The sequence below is a fragment of the Streptomyces sp. SCSIO ZS0520 genome (genome assembly GCF_025643355.1).
GTDB lineage: Bacteria > Actinomycetota > Actinomycetes > Streptomycetales > Streptomycetaceae > Streptomyces > Streptomyces physcomitrii.
In genome coordinates this window covers 5184967-5203869 of the sequence record NZ_CP092644.1, presented here as the reverse complement: position 1 = coordinate 5203869, position 18903 = coordinate 5184967, and the positions used below count along the sequence as shown (strand labels likewise).

General features: G+C 74.4%; 12 protein-coding genes. 6 read left to right on the top strand and 6 right to left on the bottom strand.

Features of this window, described 5'->3' with window-relative positions; all coding sequences use genetic code 11:
* The first annotated feature begins 104 nt into the window (after window positions 1-104).
* Together MID12_RS20665 and MID12_RS20660 are read left to right on the top strand one after the other, a co-directional pair.
* Entirely contained in the window at window positions 105-1706 is a 1602-nt protein-coding gene (locus MID12_RS20665) for a DUF6519 domain-containing protein (protein ID WP_263169731.1), read from the top strand.
* Complete coding sequence (locus MID12_RS20660; RefSeq protein WP_040252872.1) at window positions 1699-2595, top strand: peptidoglycan-binding protein; 897 nt, start codon at window positions 1699-1701, stop codon at window positions 2593-2595. The genes MID12_RS20665 and MID12_RS20660 overlap by 8 nt, the downstream gene beginning before the upstream one ends.
* Window positions 2596-2627: 32 nt before the next feature.
* On the opposite strand, the gene MID12_RS20655 is transcribed toward MID12_RS20660, so the two are convergent.
* From MID12_RS20655 to MID12_RS20645, 3 genes are all read right to left on the bottom strand, one after another.
* Complete coding sequence (locus MID12_RS20655) at window positions 2628-3758, bottom strand: VWA domain-containing protein (RefSeq protein ID WP_040257889.1); 1131 nt, start codon at window positions 3756-3758, stop codon at window positions 2628-2630.
* 188 nt (window positions 3759-3946) lie between these two features.
* Window positions 3947-6787: a DUF5682 family protein gene (locus tag MID12_RS20650; RefSeq protein ID WP_263169727.1), complete on the bottom strand. Its 2841-nt coding sequence runs from the start codon at window positions 6785-6787 to the stop codon at window positions 3947-3949.
* Window positions 6784-7917 (bottom strand): ATP-binding protein, encoded by a 1134-nt coding sequence (locus MID12_RS20645; RefSeq protein WP_040252870.1) that lies wholly within the window; start codon window positions 7915-7917, stop codon window positions 6784-6786. The genes MID12_RS20650 and MID12_RS20645 overlap by 4 nt, the downstream gene beginning before the upstream one ends.
* A gap of 143 nt (window positions 7918-8060) precedes the next feature.
* Here MID12_RS20645 and MID12_RS20640 point away from each other — a divergent pair, with 143 nt between their 5' ends.
* Both MID12_RS20640 and MID12_RS20635 read left to right on the top strand, forming a co-directional pair.
* Window positions 8061-9419, top strand: a complete 1359-nt coding sequence (locus MID12_RS20640) for an SWIM zinc finger domain-containing protein (protein WP_040252868.1) — start codon at window positions 8061-8063, stop codon at window positions 9417-9419.
* A 64-nt stretch (window positions 9420-9483) separates the two neighbouring features.
* The gene (locus tag MID12_RS20635; protein ID WP_263169724.1) at window positions 9484-11259 is read left to right on the top strand and encodes a DUF5691 domain-containing protein; all 1776 of its coding nucleotides are present in this window, start codon (window positions 9484-9486) and stop codon (window positions 11257-11259) included.
* Between the two features lie 220 nt (window positions 11260-11479).
* On the opposite strand, the gene MID12_RS20630 is transcribed toward MID12_RS20635, so the two are convergent.
* Entirely contained in the window at window positions 11480-11890 is a 411-nt protein-coding gene (locus MID12_RS20630) for a cobalamin B12-binding domain-containing protein (RefSeq protein ID WP_040252865.1), read from the bottom strand.
* A 479-nt stretch (window positions 11891-12369) separates the two neighbouring features.
* On the opposite strand from MID12_RS20630, the gene MID12_RS20625 reads away from it, so the two are divergent.
* Both MID12_RS20625 and MID12_RS20620 read left to right on the top strand, forming a co-directional pair.
* Window positions 12370-13227, top strand: a complete 858-nt coding sequence (locus tag MID12_RS20625; protein ID WP_040252862.1) for an esterase/lipase family protein — start codon at window positions 12370-12372, stop codon at window positions 13225-13227.
* Between the two features lie 507 nt (window positions 13228-13734).
* A complete protein-coding gene (locus tag MID12_RS20620) occupies window positions 13735-15726 on the top strand; it encodes a M23 family metallopeptidase (protein WP_263169721.1) in 1992 nt (663 codons plus the stop codon).
* Window positions 15727-15754: 28 nt separating this feature from the next.
* Here MID12_RS20620 and MID12_RS20615 read toward each other — a convergent pair whose 3' ends face one another.
* Both MID12_RS20615 and pcrA read right to left on the bottom strand, forming a co-directional pair.
* On the bottom strand, window positions 15755-16270 hold the full coding sequence (locus MID12_RS20615; protein ID WP_040252858.1) for a DUF1203 domain-containing protein: 516 nt from the start codon (window positions 16268-16270) through the stop codon (window positions 15755-15757).
* Between the two features lie 86 nt (window positions 16271-16356).
* Window positions 16357-18843 (bottom strand): DNA helicase PcrA, encoded by a 2487-nt coding sequence (gene pcrA / locus MID12_RS20610; protein WP_263169718.1) that lies wholly within the window; start codon window positions 18841-18843, stop codon window positions 16357-16359.
* Window positions 18844-18903 lie beyond the last annotated feature (60 nt).

The window sequence follows — 18903 nt, the reverse complement described above, 5'->3', positions numbered from 1 at the left end:
CGCCCACCCGACCACCGCCGGGGCGTCAGCCGCACGCCCCCCGACGCCCCAACTGCCCGGCACCCAGCTGCCTTTGACCGACCAGAACCAGGGGGACACCCTTTATGCACGCTGACCTCTCGCGCCTGACGTTCCGGCCGGAGCGGCACTACTCCGCCGTGGTCGCCCAGCAGGGCCGGGTGCAGCTCGACGCGGACACCAACGAGCAGACCCAGCTCGACCTCGCCCGCTCCCGGTGGCTGACCGGCGACCTCCTCGGCCCGCACGGCGGCCCCGCCGGGAACACCGGCTTCGCCGTCACCTACGTCGGCGGCAACCGCGGTATCGACAACCTCCTGATCGGGCCCGGGCGTTACTACGTCGACGGCATCCAGCTCGACTCCGGTCGCCCGGCCCCCGGCGAGCCGGTCCCCGAGGACGGACCCGAGCACGGCGCGGACGGCGAGCGGGGGCCCGCACCGGCCGCCGACGCGCCGGGCTGGGACTACTGGAACCAGCCCGACGCCTACCGCGACCCGGAGATCCCCGGCGACCGGCTCCCCCCCGCGTTCCCCTTCCTGGTCTATCTGAAGGTCTGGGAGCGCCTGGTGACCGCCGCCGAGGACCCGGCGCTGCGCGAGGTGGCCCTCGGCCCGGCGATGCCCGACACGGCGGCCCGGGTGAAGGTCGTCTGGCAGGTGCTCCCGCTCGACCTCGGCGTCCTCGGCCTCGACGGCGCGGAGCCCACCCGGGAGAACGTCGGCAAGGCCTTCCGCGCCTGGGCGCACAAGCAGGAGACACCGGGCGCCCGCGCGGCCTTCCGGGCCGAGCGCCCCGAGCACGGCGACGAGGAGCCCTGCCTGGTCGCGCCGGACGCCCGCTACCGGGGCCCGGAGAACCAGCTGTACCGGGTGGAGATCCACGACGGCGGCAGCGCCGGGGAGGCCACCTTCAAATGGTCCCGCGAGAACGGCAGCGTCACCTTCCCGGTCGACGAACTCGACGGCACCTGGGTGCAGTTGGCGAGCCTCGGCGGCGACGGCAAGCTGGATCTGGACGTCGGTGACCGGGTCGAGTTCGTGGACAGCGCCTACACCAGCCGTCTGGAGCCGCTGCCGCTGCTGCGGGTGGAGGAACTCGACCTGCCCGGCCGCCGGGTGCGCCTGTCCGGCGAGCCGGAGCGCGGCGTCGGCCGCCGACCGGAGCTGAACCCGTACCTGCGGCGCTGGGACCATCGCGCGGGTCACCGGCGCACCCGGCAGGGCGCGGGCGCCCAGCTCAAGCAGGGAGCGGTGGCCGTGGAGGAGGGCCGCTGGCTGCCGCTGGAGGACGGCGTCGAGGTCTACTTCGCCGAGGGCGGCAGCTACCGCACCGGGGACCACTGGACCGCCGCCGCCCGCACCGCGACCGGCACGGTGGAGTGGCCCGCCGACGCCGACCGCAGGCCGCTGCTGCGGGGCCCGCTCGGCATCGCCTTCCACCACGCGCCGCTCACCCTGATCAAGGGCGAGGGCAGCCAGCTGGAGCTGCGCAGGGAGTTCCCCACGCTCTCGCGGGACGTCCCCGACGCCACCGAGGAGCAGCTCGCCGCGGAGGCGGAGGCCCATCACGAGGAGCTCGCCGCCGAGGCGGCGCAGGACAGCGGCGGCGGACAGGGGACCAGCCGCTCGCAGACCACGGCGGAGGCCGAGACCGTCGCCGACGGAGGAGGAGAGGGCAATGGCTGAACCACTCAGCGCCTCGAAGCTGCTGAAGATCCTCAAGGCCGAGGGCCTGACCGTGCACGAGGTGCGCAACTGGCGTACCCACAACCGCAATGCGAAGGGCAACTGGGGCCCGGTGAACGGCGTGATGATCCACCACACCGTGACCAAGGGGACCAGCGGCTCGGTCGACCTCTGCTACGACGGCCACTCGGCGCTGCCGGGGCCGCTCTGCCACGGCGTCATCGACAAGAAGGGCGAGATCCACCTGGTCGGGCACGGCCGCGCCAACCACGCGGGCTCCGGCGACCCCGACGTCCTCGCCGCGGTCATCGCGGAGCGGAAGCTGCCCCCGGACAACCAGGCCACCGTGGACGGCAACGCCCGCTTCTACGGATTCGAGTGCATCAACCTGGGCGACGGGAAGGACCCCTGGCCGGAGGCGCAGAAGGAGGCCATCGAGAAGGTCTCGGCGGCGATCTGCCGCGCCCACGGCTGGTCGGAGCGCTCGGTCATCGGCCACAAGGAGTGGCAGCCGGGCAAGGTCGACCCGCGCGGCTTCACCATGGACGCGATGCGCGCGCGCATCAAGGACCGCCTCGCGGGCAAGGGCGGCGACAGCAAGCCGAAGCCGCCCGGCAGACCCGACCACCCGCCGAAGCCGCGGTACGAGCCCTTCCCCGGCGCCGGCTTCTTCCACGACGGACGCAGCCACCCGATGATCACGATGATGGGCCACCGCCTCAACGCCGAGGGCTGCGGCCGCTACGAGGAGGGCCCCGGCCCGGAGTGGACCGAGGCCGACCGCAAGTCCTACCAGGCCTGGCAGCACAAGCTCGGCTTCAAGGGCAAGGACGCCGACGGTGTCCCCGGCAAGGTCAGCTGGGACCTGCTGAAGGTCCCCCACTCCTAGGCGGGAGGGCGGGGTCCGGCGGGCCCCGCCCCTCACTTGCCGGTGTCGGGGATCGGCAGCGGCCTCTTCTCGATGGCGGCGGCCATCACCTCCGGGAAGAGGTCGGGGGTGCAGGCGAAGGCGGGTGCGTCCAGGGCGGCCAGGGCGGCGGCGTGGTCCCGGTCGTAGGCGGGGGCGCCCTCGTCGGACAGGGCGAGCAGGGTCACGAACTGGACCCCGGAGGCCTTCATCGCGGCCACCCGGGAGAGCATCTCGTTGCGTATCCCGCCCTCGTAGAGGTCGGAGATGAGGACGACCACGGTGTCGGCGGGGCGGGTGATCTGCGACTGGCAGTACGCCAGCGCCCGGTTGATGTCGGTGCCGCCGCCCAGTTGGGTGCCGAAGAGGACGTCCACCGGGTCGTCGAGTTCGTCCGTCAGGTCGACCACCGCCGTGTCGAAGACCACGAGCCGGGTCGCCAGGGAGCGCATCGAGGCCAGTACGGCACCGAACACCGAGGCGTACACCACCGAGGCGGCCATCGAACCGGACTGGTCGATGCAGAGGATCACGTCCTTCTTCACCGACTGCGCGGCCCTGCCGTAGCCGATCAGTCGCTCCGGCACCACGGTGCGGTACTCGGGCAGGTAGTGCTTGAGGTTGGCCGCGATGGTGCGGTTCCAGTCGATGTCGTGGTGGCGCGGCCTGCTGATCCGCGCGCTGCGGTCCAGGGCGCCGGTGAGCGTGGCCCTGGTCCGGGTCGCCAGCCGCTTCTCCAGGTCCTCGACCACCTTCCGTACGACCGCCCGCGCCGTCTCCTTGGTGGTCTCCGGCATGGCCTTGTTCAGCGAGAGCAGGGTGCCCACGAGGTGGACGTCGGCCTCCACCGCCTCCAGCATCTCCGGCTCCAGGAGCAGGGTGCTCAGGCCCAGCCGGTCGATGGCGTCCCGCTGCATCACCTGCACGACGGAGGAGGGGAAGTACGTGCGGATGTCCCCGAGCCACCGGGCCACCGAGGGCGCCGAGGCCCCGAGTCCCGCCGAACGCTCCCGTCCCCGGCCCTCCTTGTCCTTGCCTCCGTAGAGCGCGGAGAGCGCCCCGTCCATCGCCGCGTCGCGCCCGCTCAGCGCCTGCCCGGTGCCGTCGGCCGCCTCGCCGCCGAGCACCAGCCGCCAGCGCCGCAAGCGCTCCTCCGCCCCGGCCGCCGTCTCCGGGGCCGCCGCGTGGGCCGCCCCCGCCTCGCCCGCCCCCGCCTCGCCCGGACCCACCGCCCCGGCGCCCTGTGCCGGATCCCGCCTCGTGCCGTTCACCGCCGTCACTCCCCCATCCACTTCGCCGCTCAACTGCCTGCCGTCCTGCCTGCCGTCCGCGCTCAACTGCCCGTCACCACCGGTGCGTCGGCCGTCCCACCGCCCCGCCCGAGGAGGAGGTGCAGCACCGGGAGCACCGCGTCCGCCCGCGCGCCGTCCAGCTCCGGGGCGAACCCGGGGAGCCCCGGCCCCGGCCCGCCCGCGGCCGGGGCCGCCCCCGCCGGACCGCGCCGCACCAGCTCGCCGAGGCTCCGGCGCACCCCCGCCTCGTAGGCGCTGAAGGTCCGCCGCAGGAGCGGGAGTACGTCGTTGAACGCGGTCTCCGGTACTCCGGTGAGCCAGCGGTCGACCAGGCCCAGGAGGCGTTCGTCGTGGACGAGGAGCATGCCGCCGGAGCCGCCGCCGACGAAGCCCTCGATCCAGGCGGCGGCCTCGGCGGGCGGGGTGCCGCGGGAGAGGGCGAGGCCCATCAGGCGGGCCGCCTCCTCCGCCGTCAGCTCACCCTCGTCGAGCAGCAGCCGCGCGCACCGGCCGCGCAGCACCCCGGCCACCGTGTCCCGGTCGGCCAGCACCCGCAGCACGCGCCACCAGCGGGTGCGTATGCCGGAGCGGTCCGGCCCGGCGGGGCGACCTGCTTCGGCGGCCTCGGCCTCAACGCCCGCTGCTTCAGCCTCCTCTGCCTCCGCGCCGGTCGGCTCGGCGCCTCTTGCCTCGGCGCCGAGCGACCCGGCTCCCGCAGCCTCAGCGCCGGTTGCCTGGACGGCCGTCGCCTCGGCCCCGGTCGCCCCGTCGGACGTCGCCACACCGTCCGGGCCACCGGCCCCCGCACCGGCGCCCTCCTCGCCCGGACCGGCCGCGAGCAGCCCCACCGCCGAGTGGACCGCGTCGAGGTGGCGGCGCATCTCCTGGGCCGCGTCCGGGTCCAGGGCCGCGCAGGCGGCGGGCAGGCCCACGAAGACGCGTTCGGCGAGCCCGGCCGCGACCTCGGCGAGGGCGCCGGTGTCGGTGCCGCGGACGTCGCCGTACCGCAGGGAGCGCACCAGCGCGGGCAGGGCCTGGGCGAGGTGGCCGACGTCCGAGTCCAGGGCCGCGCGGTCGGCGAGCACCCGCATCACCACCGGCAGGGCATCCGGCAGCCCGGCCAGCAGGCAGTGCTCGGCGAGCGCGGTGACCTCGGCGAGGGCGGTGGCGGAGACGGCCTCGGTCTCCGCCTTCGCCGAGGCGGCGGCCTGCACCGTGGTGCCCCAGACCCCGGCCTCGGCGACCCGGACGGACAGCTCCGGCTCCCAGCGCAGCCGCCAGCTCTCCCGGAAGGTGCCCGTCCCGCCGCGGCCCGCGGCCGGTTCGCCCCAGCCGATGCCGAGCAGCCGCAGCCGGTGCAGCAGGCGGCTGCGGGCGCCGTCGGTCTCGCCGCGCAGATCGAGGTCGAGCTCGCGTTCCAGCGCCTCCGGCTTGAGCCGCAGCCGGCGCTGGAGCCGGGTGAGGTCGCGCTGGAGCGGCACGGCCGGGGCCGCGTCGGGCACCTCGCCGAGGACATCACCGATCACCAGCCGGTCGCGCACCAGGTCGAGGGGCACATCGGAGCCCTCGCACAGGACGGCCCTGATGGCGTCGGTGGTCTCCGCGAGCCCGGCCAGCGGGCGGCCGCGCATCACCGCGAGGGTCTCCGCGAGCCGTACCGCCTCGATGACATGGGCCGAGGAGACGATCCGGTCCTCCTCCCGCAGCAGCCCGGCGACCTTGGTCATCCAGCGGGTCACCGGCCGGTCCGGGGCGTGGAAGAGGTGCCCGTACCAGCCCGGTGACTCGATGCCCGCGCCATATCCCCCGGCCCGCGACAGCCTGCGGTGCGTCCAGGGCACCCAGGTCATCTCGGTCTTGATCTTCGGCAGCCCCTTGAGCAGGGCCCGGTCGGCGGTGAGCGTGGGCCGCTCGCGCAGGGCGGGCACATGCCAGGCGCCGCAGACCACGGCCACCTGCTCGCCGTACTCCTTCTGGGCGGCCCGGAGGCGGAGGCGCATATGGGCCTCCCGTACGAGGTCGCGGTCCTGGCCGGGCGCCTCCCGCGGGCTCGGCGGCCCCTGCCCGGCGCCCGGCTCCGCCCGGTCGCCTCCCCCGTCCCCGGCGGGCCGCTCGCGCAGCGCCGTCATCGCCTCGGCCAGCGCCTCGAAGGGCGCGAGCGCCTCCGTCCCTCTCGCGCCGCGGTGCTCCACGGCGTCCTCCCACCAGCGCTCGGGGTCGTCGTACCCCGCGGTCCGGGCGAGGACGGCCAGCGGATCGCTGCGGACCGCCCCGGCGTCCGGGGGACCCTGGCCCTCCCCGCCCGGCCCCGGCTCGCCCGGTGCCGCCTCCCCGTCCGGCCCCTCGGCGGGGAACTGCCCGCCGTCCGGGGTGGCTTCCGGGAAGCCGTCCCGCTGCTCCTCCCGGGCGGCCCGTTCCTCGCGGTGGAGGGCGAGGCTGTGGGCGGCCGGGAGGTCGATGAACCGGACCGGGACGCCGTGCCGCAGGGCCCACCGGAGAGCGACCCACTCCGGTGAGAACTCGGCGAACGGCCAGAAGGAGGAGGTGCCCGGCTCGTCCACCGCGTGCGCGAGCAGCGCGACCGGTGGCCGCATGCCCTCCTCGGCCGCGAGGGCGAGCAGCCCGTCGGCCTCCGGCGGGCCCTCGATCAGGACCGCCCGCGGGCGTGCCGCGTCCAGCGCCGCCCGCACCGCACGCGCCGAGCCGGGCCCGTGGTGCCGGACGCCCAGCAGCAACGGCCAGTCCACGGCGGCCACTTCGGCTCCCCCGGCGCCCTCCCCGCTCGCCGCCCCGGCTCCGACCGCCTCCGCCCCGACCGCTCCCGCCGCCACTGCGGATTCCGCCGCCCTCACGGTCTCCTCCACCGCGCCGGGGACGCTCATGCGCTCACCTCCCGGCAGGCGCGGTAGAAGTCCTTCCAGCCCTCGCGCTCGCGGACGACCGCCTCCAGGTACTCCTGCCAGACCACCCGGTCCGCCGCCGGGTCGCGGACCACGGCGCCGAGGATGCCCGCGGCGACATCGCCGGGCCGCAGCACCCCGTCCCCGAAGTGGGCGGCGAGGGCGAGGCCGTTGGTCACCACCGAGATCGCCTCGGCCGTGGAGAGCGTGCCGCTCGGCGACTTCACCTTCGTGCGGCCGTCCGCGGTGACGCCGTCGCGCAGCTCGCGGAAGACGGTCACCACCCGGCGGATCTCGTCGATCCCCTCGGGCGCCGCCGGGAGATCGAGCGAGCGGCCGATCTGGTCGACGCGGCGGGAGACGATGTCGACCTCGGCCTCGGCGCTCTCCGGCAGCGGCAGCACGACCGTGTTGAACCGGCGCCGCAGCGCGCTCGACAGGTCGTTGACCCCGCGGTCGCGGTCGTTGGCGGTGGCGATGAGGTTGAAGCCGCGGACCGCCTGCACCTCCTGGCCCAACTCCGGTATCGGCAGCGTCTTCTCGGACAGGATGGTGATCAGGGTGTCCTGGACGTCGGCCGGGATCCGGGTCAGCTCCTCGACCCGGGCGGTCATCCCCTCGGCCATGGCGCGCATCACCGGGCTCGGCACCAGGGCCTCGCGGCTCGGCCCGTGGGCGAGCAGCCGGGCGTAGTTCCAGCCGTAGCGGATCGCCTCCTCCGGGGTGCCCGCGGTGCCCTGCACCAGCAGCGTCGAGTCGCCGCTGACGGCGGCCGCGAGATGTTCGGAGACCCAGGTCTTGGCGGTGCCCGGCACCCCGAGCAGCAGCAGCGCCCGGTCGGTGGCGAGGGTGGTCACGGCCACCTCGACGATGCGGCGGGGGCCGACGTACTTGGGGGTGATGACGGTGCCGTCCGCGAGGGTGCCGCCGAGCAGATAGGTCGCCACCGCCCACGGCGAGAGCTTCCACCGGGCCGGGCGCGGGCGGTCGTCCCGCGCGGCGAGCGCGGCGAGTTCGGCCGCGAAGGCGTCCTCGGCGTGCGGTCGCAGCGCCTCGCCGTCCTGCGCCCGGCTGTGCTCCGCACGCGTCGGGTTGTCCACGGTCACGGACATGGAACTGTCCCCCTCCAGCTGTTCCTGATCGGACGTCGCCCACCGTGCACCACCCCACTGACAATCACCCCTGACCTGCGAAGACTTCGCCACGAGGCGGACGGCAGGGGGCATTGTCAGTGGCGGGTCCTACGGTCGGGGACATGAATCAGCAGGGGGTGCGCTGGACGGCGGATCAGGTGCTGGCACTGGCTCCTGACGCCTCGTCGCGCAAAGCGGGAAGCAAGCTCGGCACCGCCGGGCCGTGGTCCGACGCGGGCAGTACCGGCGAGGGCACGGTCTGGGGTCTGTGCCGGGGCAGCGGCAGCAAGCCGTACCAGACGGTCGTGGATCTCGCGGACGCCGCGGGCCCGGCCTACAAGTGCAGTTGTCCCAGCCGGAAGTTCCCGTGCAAGCACGCGCTGGGGCTGCTGCTCCTGTGGTCGGGGGCGGACCCGGCGGTGGCCGGGGGCGAGCCGCCCGGCTGGGCCGGGGAGTGGCTGGCGGGCCGCCGCGCACGGGCGCAGCAGAAGCAGGAGGGCGAGGGGTCCGGGGCCGCCCGGCAGAAGACGGCGGATCCGGCCGCCGCGGCGAAGCGGGCGGCGCGGCGGGCCGAGCGGATCAGCGCGGGCGCGAGCGAGCTGGAGCAGCGCCTCGGCGATCTGCTGCGCGGCGGCCTCGCCTCGGCGGAGCAGGCGGGGTACGGACTGTGGGAGGAGACCGCCGCCCGCATGGTGGACGCCCAGGCGCCCGGACTCGCCTCCCGGGTACGCGAGTTGGGCGCCGTACCGGCCTCCGGCCCGGGGTGGCCGGTGCGGCTCCTGGAGGAGTGCGCCCTGGCCCACCTCCTCGGGCAGGGCTGGCTGCGCCGCGCCGCGCTGCCGCCGGAGCTGGCCGCCACCGTGGCGGCCAGGGTCGGTCTGCCGCCCGCCGGGAAGGGGCCCGCGGTGCGCGACGACTGGCTCGTCCTCGCCCGGTACGACACCGCGGAGGGCCATCTCGTCACCCGGCGCACCTGGGTGCACGGCGCCCGCTCGGAGCGGACCGCGCTGCTCCTCTCCTTCGGCGCGGCGGGCCGCGCGCCCGCGCTCGCGCTGCCGGTCGGCCTCAGCCTGGACGCCGAGCTGTCCGCGCATCCCGGCGGCGGGGGGCTCCGCGCCGACCTGGGCGAGCAGTTCGCGGCCCCGGGGCCCGGTGACCACCGGCCCGCCGGGGTCGGCCCCGCGGAGGCGCTCGACCGGTACGGCAGGGCGCTGCGCGAGGACCCCTGGCTGGAGTCCTGGCCGGTGACGCTGCGCGCGGCGGTCCCGGCGCGCGCGGGCGAGGGCTGGCAGCTCGCCGACCCGGAGCAGGGCACGGCCCTCCCGCTCGCGCCCGCGGCCCAGGGCAAGGCGGGCCTGTGGCGCCTGATGGCCCTCTCCGGCGGCGCCCCGGTGACCGTCTTCGGGGAGTGCGGCCACCGCGGCTTCACCCCCCTCGCGGCCTGGGAACCGGCGGTCGGGGAGGTGGTCTCGCTGTGCTGAACGGCCGCGGGGCACAGGGCAGTTGCGGGGACGGACGACGGGGACAGCGGGTGAGGAGCGGGTCATGGGTGTGACGGCGACACAGGAGCAGGCCGCGGGCACGGCGGCGCGGACGGAATCCGGGGCCGACTGGGAGGAGTTGGTCACCGCCGCCCTGCTCGGCACCGAGCGCCGCACCCCGCCGGTGGGGCGGACCGGCGGGAGCCCGGCGACGGCGCTCCTGGACGCCGCCGCCGTGCAGACGGTGCGCCGCAGGGCCGGGCTGCGTCCCGCGGCGGCCGCCGCGCCACTGGAGGCGGCCGGAGAGGATCCCCGCCCCGCGCCGCCCGGCGAGGCGGTGCGGCGGCTGTCCCTGCTGCTCACCGACCGCCCGGGCAGCGGGAACGGCCGCCGCGGCAGCGCCCCCGACCTCCTCGAACTGCTCCCGCAGTGGCTCTCCCTCGCCAACTCCCTCGGGTACCGGGCGCCTTCACCCCTGCTGCCCGCCCTCCTGGACGCGGCGCGCGGGCGCAGCGACCTGCGGGCGGAGGTGCTCGCCTTCACCGGCGTCCGCGGGCTGTGGCTGGCGCGGCTCAACCCGGACTGGAAGTACGCGCTGCGCGCCACCCCCGGCAGCGGCGCCTCGCTCCCGGCCCCGGAGGACGCGGCGGAGGTCACCCGGCTCTGGGAGGAGGGCCTGTTCGCCGAGCGGGTGGCGCTGCTGGCCGCCGGGCGCCGACATGATCCCGCGGCGGCCCGGGAGCTGCTCGCCTCGACCTGGGCGAGCGAACGCGCCGAGGACCGGCTGATGTTCCTCGACTCGCTCCGTACGGGCCTTTCGGCGGCCGACGAGCCCTTCCTCGAACAGGCGCTGACCGACCGCAGCCGCAATGTCCGGGCGACCGCGGCCGAACTGCTCTCCGCCCTGCCGGGCTCGGCGCTCGCCGGGCGGATGGCGGAGCGGGCCGCCGCCTGTGTGCGTCTGGAGTCCACCGCCGCCGGGCCCCGGCTCCTCGTCGAACCGCCCCGGGAGTGCGACGCGGGCATGGAGCGGGACGGCGTGGTACGCAACCGTCCGGCCGGGCGGGGCGAACGGGCCTGGTGGCTGGGCCAGTTGGTGGAGGCAGCGCCGCTCGCCCAGTGGTCCGGGCACTTCGGCGGCCGGAGCCCGCGGGAGATCGTCGCCCTGGAGGTGGCCGACGAGTGGCGGGACGAGCTGCACGCCGCCTGGTGCCGGGCCGCCGTCCGGCAGTCCGACGCCCGCTGGTCGCGCGCCCTGCTCGCGGAGCCCGGCTCCCCGGTGGCCGACGGGCCGGGAGCCGCCTCGCTGTCCGAGCGCGCCCGGCTGCTCGGGATACTCCCCGCGGCCGAACGCGCGGAGTGGGTGGCCGCCTTCCTCCCGGTGCACGGCCTCTCCGAGGCGTTCCAGCTCCTGGGGACCTGCGCGAGCCCCTGGGCGCCCGGCCTCGGGAGCGCGGTGGTGGACGCCCTCAACATCGCCCGGGACGCGGGGAGTTACCCATGGAGCTTCAGCGGGGTGCTCGGCCTCGCCGAACGCTGCCTGGACCCGGCGGAGGCCGGACGCCTGGCCCCGCTGGCCGCGATACCCGACGAGGCGGAGGACGCCGCCCCCGGCGCGGGCGGCTACTGGGCCGAGGCCTTCCAACGCCTGCTCGGCACCCTGCAGTTGCGCGCGGCCATGCGCACGGAACTCCTCGCGGGGCGCGAGCCGGACCGGGCGGGCACGGCCGGCTCAGCGGACACGGCGGGTTCAGCGGGCACGCCAGACGCAGGGGATACGGCAGGCGCGGGGGATGCGCCAGGCCCGGCGGAGACACCCGGCGCGGCTACAGCGGAATAGCGCCAGCGGATCAGGCAGGACGCCCGAAGGCCGCGACCCGGACCCGGGCCGGGTCGCCCGCTCCGGCCGACGCAGCCCACGCGGCCGACCGGAGCCGAGGACGCACGCGAAGGCACGCGAGGACACCTAGACGTAGACGCACCCGTAGACGTAAAGGAAGAAGAAGAAAAAGGTGAGACCGAGGAGAGGAAGGAACCGGCGCGGAGGCGGGCCGGGCCCCTCAGGCGCTCTGGCGGACGTGGGCGTTGACCCAGTCCACGATCGACTGGGTGGTGGCACCCGGGGTGAAGATCTCGGCGACGCCCTTGGCCTTGAGCGGCGCGATGTCGTCCTCGGGGATGATGCCGCCGCCGAAGACCTGGATGTCCTCGGCCTCCCGCTCCGCGAGGAGTTCCAGGACGCGGTTGAAGAGGGTGTTGTGCGCGCCGGAGAGGATGGACAGGCCGATCGCGTCGGCGTCCTCCTGGATCGCGGTGTCCACGATCTGCTCGGGCGTCTGGTGCAGGCCGGTGTAGATGACCTCCATACCGGCGTCCCGCAGGGCGCGCGCGATGACCTTGGCCCCGCGGTCGTGCCCGTCCAGACCCGGCTTGGCGACCACTACGCGGATCGGCCCCGTTGCCACACCCATCACTGCCTCCCACAAGGTCCGGCACACAGGTGTCTGCCTGCCGGCGCGGTATCTACGACGACCACAATGTACGTCCGGCGGAGCACGCCCCGCCCCGGGGACGGACGCGCGCCCGGGGGCCGGATGTGAACGCACGTTATCGTCCACGCCGCGCCACCGGCAGTTTCGTGAACGCGACAGAGGGGGAAATCACACAGTGGGACAAGTTCATCGCGTACCGGTCCCTGCTGGGCGGTGACAGAGGGCCGCCACCGGGCCGTTGCGCAGGGGAGCCGCTCCGACCACCTCCCCGCTCCGTGAACCGCACGGACAGCGGGCAGCGAGGTGCTCTCGGGGGCCGAGCAGGCCGTCCGGCCGCAGAGTCCGCCCACCGTCGCTCTTCGGGGAGCGGACTTCACCGTACGTGTCCGCCGGTCACCGGTTCCCCGCGAGGGCACGCGGGACACCGACGTCCGGCGCGTGCCGACGGGAGGTCGGCCATGCAGGTGACCAAGGCGCTGCCGCTCATCCCCCTGTGCCGCAAGCTGCTCCCGGACAGGCTGGCCGGGCTGTCCATGACCCTGCTGAAGGCGAGCCTGCTGGAGGCCGCGATCCTCGCGGGGCACCTCGTCCTCTACCCGGCGGGCTTCGCCGCGGAGCGCAGGCCCGCGGCCGTCCTGAAGAAGGACGGCGGCGAACAGGAGCCGACGCCGCTCCCGGCGGACAGCCAGCCGCCGGTGGTGCTGCTGCACGGCTTCATCGACAACCGCTCCGTCTTCGTCCTGCTGCGCCGCTGGCTGAACCGGGACGGGCGCCACCATGTGGAGTCGCTGAACTACTCCCCGCTCACCTTCGACGTCCGGGCCGCCGCCGATCTGCTCGGCAAGCACATCGAGGAGATCTGCGCCCGCACCGGCCACCGCGAGGTCGATGTGGTCGGGCACAGCCTCGGCGGGCTCATCGCGCGGTACTACGTGCAGCGGCTCGGCGGGGACGCCCGGGTGCGCACCCTGGTCACGCTCGGCACCCCGCACGAGGGGACCCGGATCGTGCCGCTGATGAACGCCCACCCGATCGTCCGGCAGATGCGGCCGGGCTCGGACCTCATCGAGGAGCTGCGGCTTCCGGCGCCGCACTGCCGTACCCGCTTCTTCAGCTTCTGGAGCGAGCTGGACCAGATCATGGTGCCGCTGGAGACCGCGCGGATCACCCACCCCGACCTGATCGCCCAGAACGTCCGCGTCAGCGGCGTCGGCCATCTCGCGCTGCCGGTGCACCCGGCGGTCGCGACCCGGATGCGGGAGATCCTGAGCAGCGTCGAGCACACCGCGGGGAACGCGGGACTCACCGTCGCCTGAACCAGCTGAACCAGGTGAACCAGGTGAACCACGGGCGCCGTCACCCGCGCCGGGGGCTCACGGTGGCCCGAGTGCGCGACCGCGGACCGCCGCGACCGCACACCGCGGGCCGCCGCGACCGGAGGAGGACGACACACCAGCACCGGACGGTTCGCAGGAGATCCGACAGGATCCGGCGAAGCAGATGCAGGGGTTCACTGCACGCCAGCTCGCCAATACCCGCCCAGGAGTGGGAAATTCGGGCGGAGGCCGAGGGTCCGCGGCGGCCGGAGCAGGTCCGGAAACCTCGAACAACCCTCGAACATAGAGCCAAGGCTGGGTCTACAGCACGACGAAACGCGGCCGAATGCCCGTTTCCCGGAGCGGTGAAACCTGCGGAAGATTGTGGCGCCCGTATACCGCCGGGTACAGTCGCCGCACTGCTCCGCCAGCCGGATCAGCGCTTCAACGGTCCACGACCGTGGGTCCCTCGGACCCGGCCCTGCTGTCGAGGCGAAAGAGAAGTTGGTGAACGACCGTCACCCGTCGGGGTTTGCTCCGGCACCGGCATCCGACGCCGCCTCCACCGCTCATGGTCTCTACGACCAGACCGGGCAGCAAGGGAATTACCCCGGCTACGACGGCACCGGCACCTACCCCGTCCCCGGCTTCGACGCGGACCCCCTCTTCGGCGAGATGCCCGGCTCCGGCTACGACACCGGAAGTTGGGGCACCACCGGCACCTACCCGGCAGCGGGCTCCGCTCAGGACCCCTACCCCTACGCCACACCCGAGGCCGCCTACGGCACCGGAAGCCACGACGGCTCCGGCACCTGGGCGGTCTCCGCGCAGGAGGCCCGGGTCCCGGCCCAGTACGGCGGTCCCGAGGACACCGGCCAGTGGCAGCAGAGCCCCTTCGACCCGACGGCCTTCGACGGCTCGGGCTTCGACGCGGCCGGATTCGCGCAGCAGACGGGGCAGTTCGACACCCGGACCTTCGACCCCTCCGGCTACGCCTCCCTCGGCTACGAGACCCAGAGCTACGAGACGCAGGGCTTCGAGTCCCCCGCCTTCGAGACCCAGGGTTTCCAGACGCAGGGCTTCGACAGCCAGGGCTTCGAGCCCCCGCACATCGAGAGCCCGGGCTACGCGACCGGGAACTTCGCCACCCAGAGCTTCGAAGTCCCGGGCCACGCCCAGGACTTCGGCACCCAGGACCCGTACCCCGGCTTCTCGCACCCCGGCTACGAGGGCCAGGGCTACCCGGCACCGGAGGCCTACGGCACCGCGTCCTTCGAGGCGCAGGGCTACCCCTCCCACGACGGGCACCCGTCCCCCGAGGGGCAGCAGGCCGAGGCCCAGCCGCACCCCGAGGCGTACGGCACGCCGTCCGCCTACGAGGCACCGGGCGGGTACGGCACCGAAGCGCCGTACGAGACGCAGCAGTTCGACGCGCTCGGCTACCCGACCGGGGGCTTCCCGGCGCAGCACGCCGAGGACCAGGCCTTCGCCGAGCAGCCCTTCGAGCCCGGCGGCGCCCCGGGGTCCTTCGAGACCGGCAGTTACGAGACCACCGGCTTCGACACCGCCACCTTCGAGGCGATCTACGAGGCCCCGGCCTACGAGGACGTCCGCCACGACTCCGGACCGGTGGACCACCGGCCCGCGCCCGACGAGGCCGCCCCGGCCGGACCGGAGGCCTCCGGCGGCGAGGGCAACACCGGTGAACTCCCCCGGGTGACCGTCGGGCACCCCGCGGACCCGGCCGGCGGCCGGGCCCGGTCCCGCGCCCGGCGCCGTACCCCCTCCAAGCGTTCCGCGCTGCTGACCGTCGCCGTCCCCTCCGCCTGTGTGATGGGGGTGGCGGGCATCGCGGCGGCCTCCGTCGGGGACTTCGGCGAGGGCGACACGGCGGAGGCCCAGGCCTCGGCGCCGGATCCGGCGAGCGTGCGCCCCTCGGTCGCCAACAACAAGCTCGACTCCCAGCTCCAGGGGCTCTCGGCCGACGCGGGCGACTTCGCGGACCGCGCCAGCCGGACCCAGGAGCGCATCGACCTCAAGGCCAAGCAGGAGGCCGAGCGGAAGAAGGCCGCCGAGGAGGCCGAGCGCAAGGAGCGGCTGCGCCCGAAGTTCGTCCTCCCCGTCAAGCAGCACGGGTTGAGCGCCTACTACGGCCAGGCGGGCGTCAACTGGATGTCGGTGCACACCGGCATCGACTTCCCGGTCTCCTACGGGACGCCGGTGATGGCCGCGACCGATGGCACGGTGCGCACGCAGTACAACACCGCCTACGGCAACATGGCGATCGTGACCGCCGAGGACGGTACCGAGACCTGGTACTGCCACCTCTCCAGCCACAAGGTCTTCAGCGGCAGCGTGAAGGCGGGCGACACCATCGCCTTCTCCGGCAACTCCGGCAACTCCACCGGCCCGCACCTGCACTTCGAGGTGCGCCCCGGCGGCGGCTCCGCCATCAACCCGCTCCCCTGGCTGAACGGCCACGGCGTAGACCCGCAGTAGCGATCGGCCCGACGCCCCCGGCCCTGGACTACGGCCGCCGTACCTCGAACTGGAAGCAGCCGTACTCGACGGCGCGTACGTGCACCAGGGCCACCCGCGGATCGGCGAAGGCCTCCCCGAGCGCCTTGTCGAAGCCGGGCCCGGCCTCCTGCGGGATCTCGAAGAGGCGTCCCCCGACGATGTGCCCCGCGCTGTCGTAGCGGCGCAGGGTGCGCAGCGCGCCGGGGCGCGCGAAGGGATAGCCCTCCCCGCGCGGCCCCGGGCACTCCTCGGCGTGCAGGAAGACCGGCCCGGCCTCGTCGTAGGCCCCGGGCGTGGCACCGGTCGTACGGGCCCAGCGGCGCAGCGGCGCGTAGGAGACCAGGGCGACCCGCTCGCCCGCCTCGACGGGGCGCAGGCAGCAGCGCAGCGGGCTGCCCACGCAGTCGAGCGGGACGCCGTCCTCGCGGGCGGTGTACGGGCGCATCGGGCGCCCGGAGTCGTCGGTGCCGCGGAGTTCCGCGAGCGCGGCGGGCGGGATGGGGAGCGGGGTGTAGGTGGTCATGCGGCCAGTGTGCTGCGGCAGGAACCGGTCGGCTGGCGGGAATCGGACGGGGAGGTCGGCGGTGCTTCAGGGCGCCGGGCGAGGGGTCAGAGCTTCTCCACCGGTGCGTACCGCAGCAGCAGGCGCTTCGGCTTGGGGTCGCCGAAGTCGACGGTGGCCTCGGCGTTGCCGCCGGTGCCCTTGACGCCGACGACGGTGCCGAGGCCGAACTGGTCGTGGGTGACCCGGTCGCCGACCGCGAGGGAGACGACCGGCTTCTCCCCGGCCCGGCGGGTGGCGAAGCCGGAGGCCCCGCCCGCACCCCCGCGTGCGCGCGAGGAGGAGAGGGAGGCGGCGATGCCGGAGGCCGGGCCCGAGGAGACCGGGGCGGGGGCGCCGGTGCGCTTCCACTCCAGGTGGGCGGCGGGGATCTCCTCCAGGAAGCGGGAGGGCGGGTTGTACGAGGGCTGGCCCCAGGCGCTGCGCAGGGTGGAGCGGGTGAGGTAGAGGCGTTCGCGGGCGCGGGTGATGCCGACGTAGGCGAGCCGGCGCTCCTCCTCCAGCTCCTTGGTCTGGCCGAGGGCGCGCATGTGCGGGAAGACGCCGTCCTCCATGCCGGTCAGGAAGACCACCGGGAATTCGAGGCCCTTGGCGGTGTGCAGGGTCATCAGGGTGATGACGCCGTTGCCGTCCTCCTCGTCGGGGATCTGGTCGGAGTCGGCGACCAGGGCGACCCGCTCCAGGAAGTCGGAGAGGGTGGCGCTCTCCTCGCCCTCGCCGGTCTCCTGCTCGAACTCCAGGGCCACCGCGGCGAGTTCCTGGAGGTTCTCGATACGGGTCTCGTCCTGCGGGTCGGTGGAGGACTGGAGCTCCGCGAGGTAGCCGGTGCGTTCGAGGACGGCCTCCAGGACGGTCGCCGGGCCCGCGCCGGACTCGACGACGGTGCGCAGGTCCTCCATCAGCGTGTTGAAGCGCTTGACGGCGTTGGCGGAGCGCGCGGCCATGCCGTACGCCTCGTCGACCCGGCGCAGGGCCGCGGGGAAGCTGATCTTCTCGCGCTGGGAGAGCGCGTCGATCATCGCCTCGGCGCGGTCGCCGATGCCGCGCTTGGGGACGTTGAGGATGCGGCGCAGCGGGACGGAGTCCTCGGGGTTGGCGAGCACGCGCAGGTAGGCGAGGACGTCGCGGACCTCCTTGCGCTCGTAGAAGCGGACACCGCCGACGACCTTGTACGGGAGGCCGACGCGGATGAAGACCTCCTCGAAGACGCGGGACTGGGCGTTGGTGCGGTAGAAGACCGCGACGTCCCCCGCCTTGGCCTCGCCCGCGTCGGTCAGCCGGTCGATCTCCTCGGCGACGAACTGCGCCTCGTCGTGCTCGGTGTCGGAGACGTACCCGGTGATCTGCGCGCCCGCGCCCGCGTTGGTCCACAGGTTCTTGGGGCGGCGGCTCTCGTTGCGCTCGATGACGGCGTTGGCGGCGGTGAGGATGGTCTGGGTGGAGCGGTAGTTCTGCTCCAGGAGGATGGTGGTGGCGTCCGGGTAGTCCTCCTCGAACTGGAGGATGTTGCGGATGGTGGCGCCGCGGAAGGCGTAGATGCTCTGGTCCGCGTCGCCCACCACGCACAGCTCGGCGGGCGGCGGCTGCGGCGCGGCATCCGGCGCGGGCTCCGCCTCCGGGTCGGGCTCGCGGCCCACCAGCTCGCGTACGAGGGCGTACTGGGCGTGGTTGGTGTCCTGGTACTCGTCGACCAGGACGTGCCGGAAGCGGCGGCGGTAGTGCTCGGCGACGTCCGGGAAGGCGCGCAGCAGGTTGACCGTGGTCATGATCAGGTCGTCGAAGTCGAGGGCGTTCGCCTCGCGCAGCCGCGACTGGTACATCGCGTAGGCCTGGGCGAGGGTCTTCTCGAAGCCGTCGGCTGCTTTTGCGGCGAAGTCCTCCTCGTCGATCAGCTCGTTCTTCAGTCCGGAGACCTTGGCGCTGAAGGACTTCGGCGGGAACTTCTTCGGGTCGAGGTCCAGATCGCGGCAGACCAGGGCCATCAGGCGCTTGGAGTCGGCGGCGTCGTAGATCGAGAAGGAGGAGGTGAAGCCGAGCTTCTTCGACTCGCGGCGCAGGATGCGGACGCAGGCGCTGTGGAAGGTGGAGACCCACATGGCGTTGGCGCGCGGTCCGACGAGCTGCTCGACGCGCTCCTTCATCTCGCCCGCGGCCTTGTTGGTGAAGGTGATCGCGAGGATCTGGCCCGGGTGCGCGCCGCGCTCGGCGAGCAGATAGGCGATGCGGTGGGTGAGCACCCGGGTCTTGCCGGAGCCCGCGCCGGCGACGATGAGCAGGGGGGAGCCGCTGTGCACGACGGCGGCGCGCTGCTGCTCGTTCAGTCCCTCGACGAGGGCGGCCGAGTCCACCGCGGGGCGCGGGGCGCCGTCGCGGTAGTGGGCGTCGCGGGGTGGCGGCACGTCGTACTTCCCTCCGAACAGGTCGTCGGGCAGGTCTTCCCGCTCCTCGCCCTCGGGGTCCTCGGGCGGCGGGGGCGCTTCCTCGCGCGGGGCGCGGAGGTCCGCCAGGAAGCTGTCGTCAAAGAGGCTGCTCATCGTTGCCCGAGTCTAGGCGGCCGCACTGACAGCCCGCCGCCGGTTCCCGCTCGCGGCCGC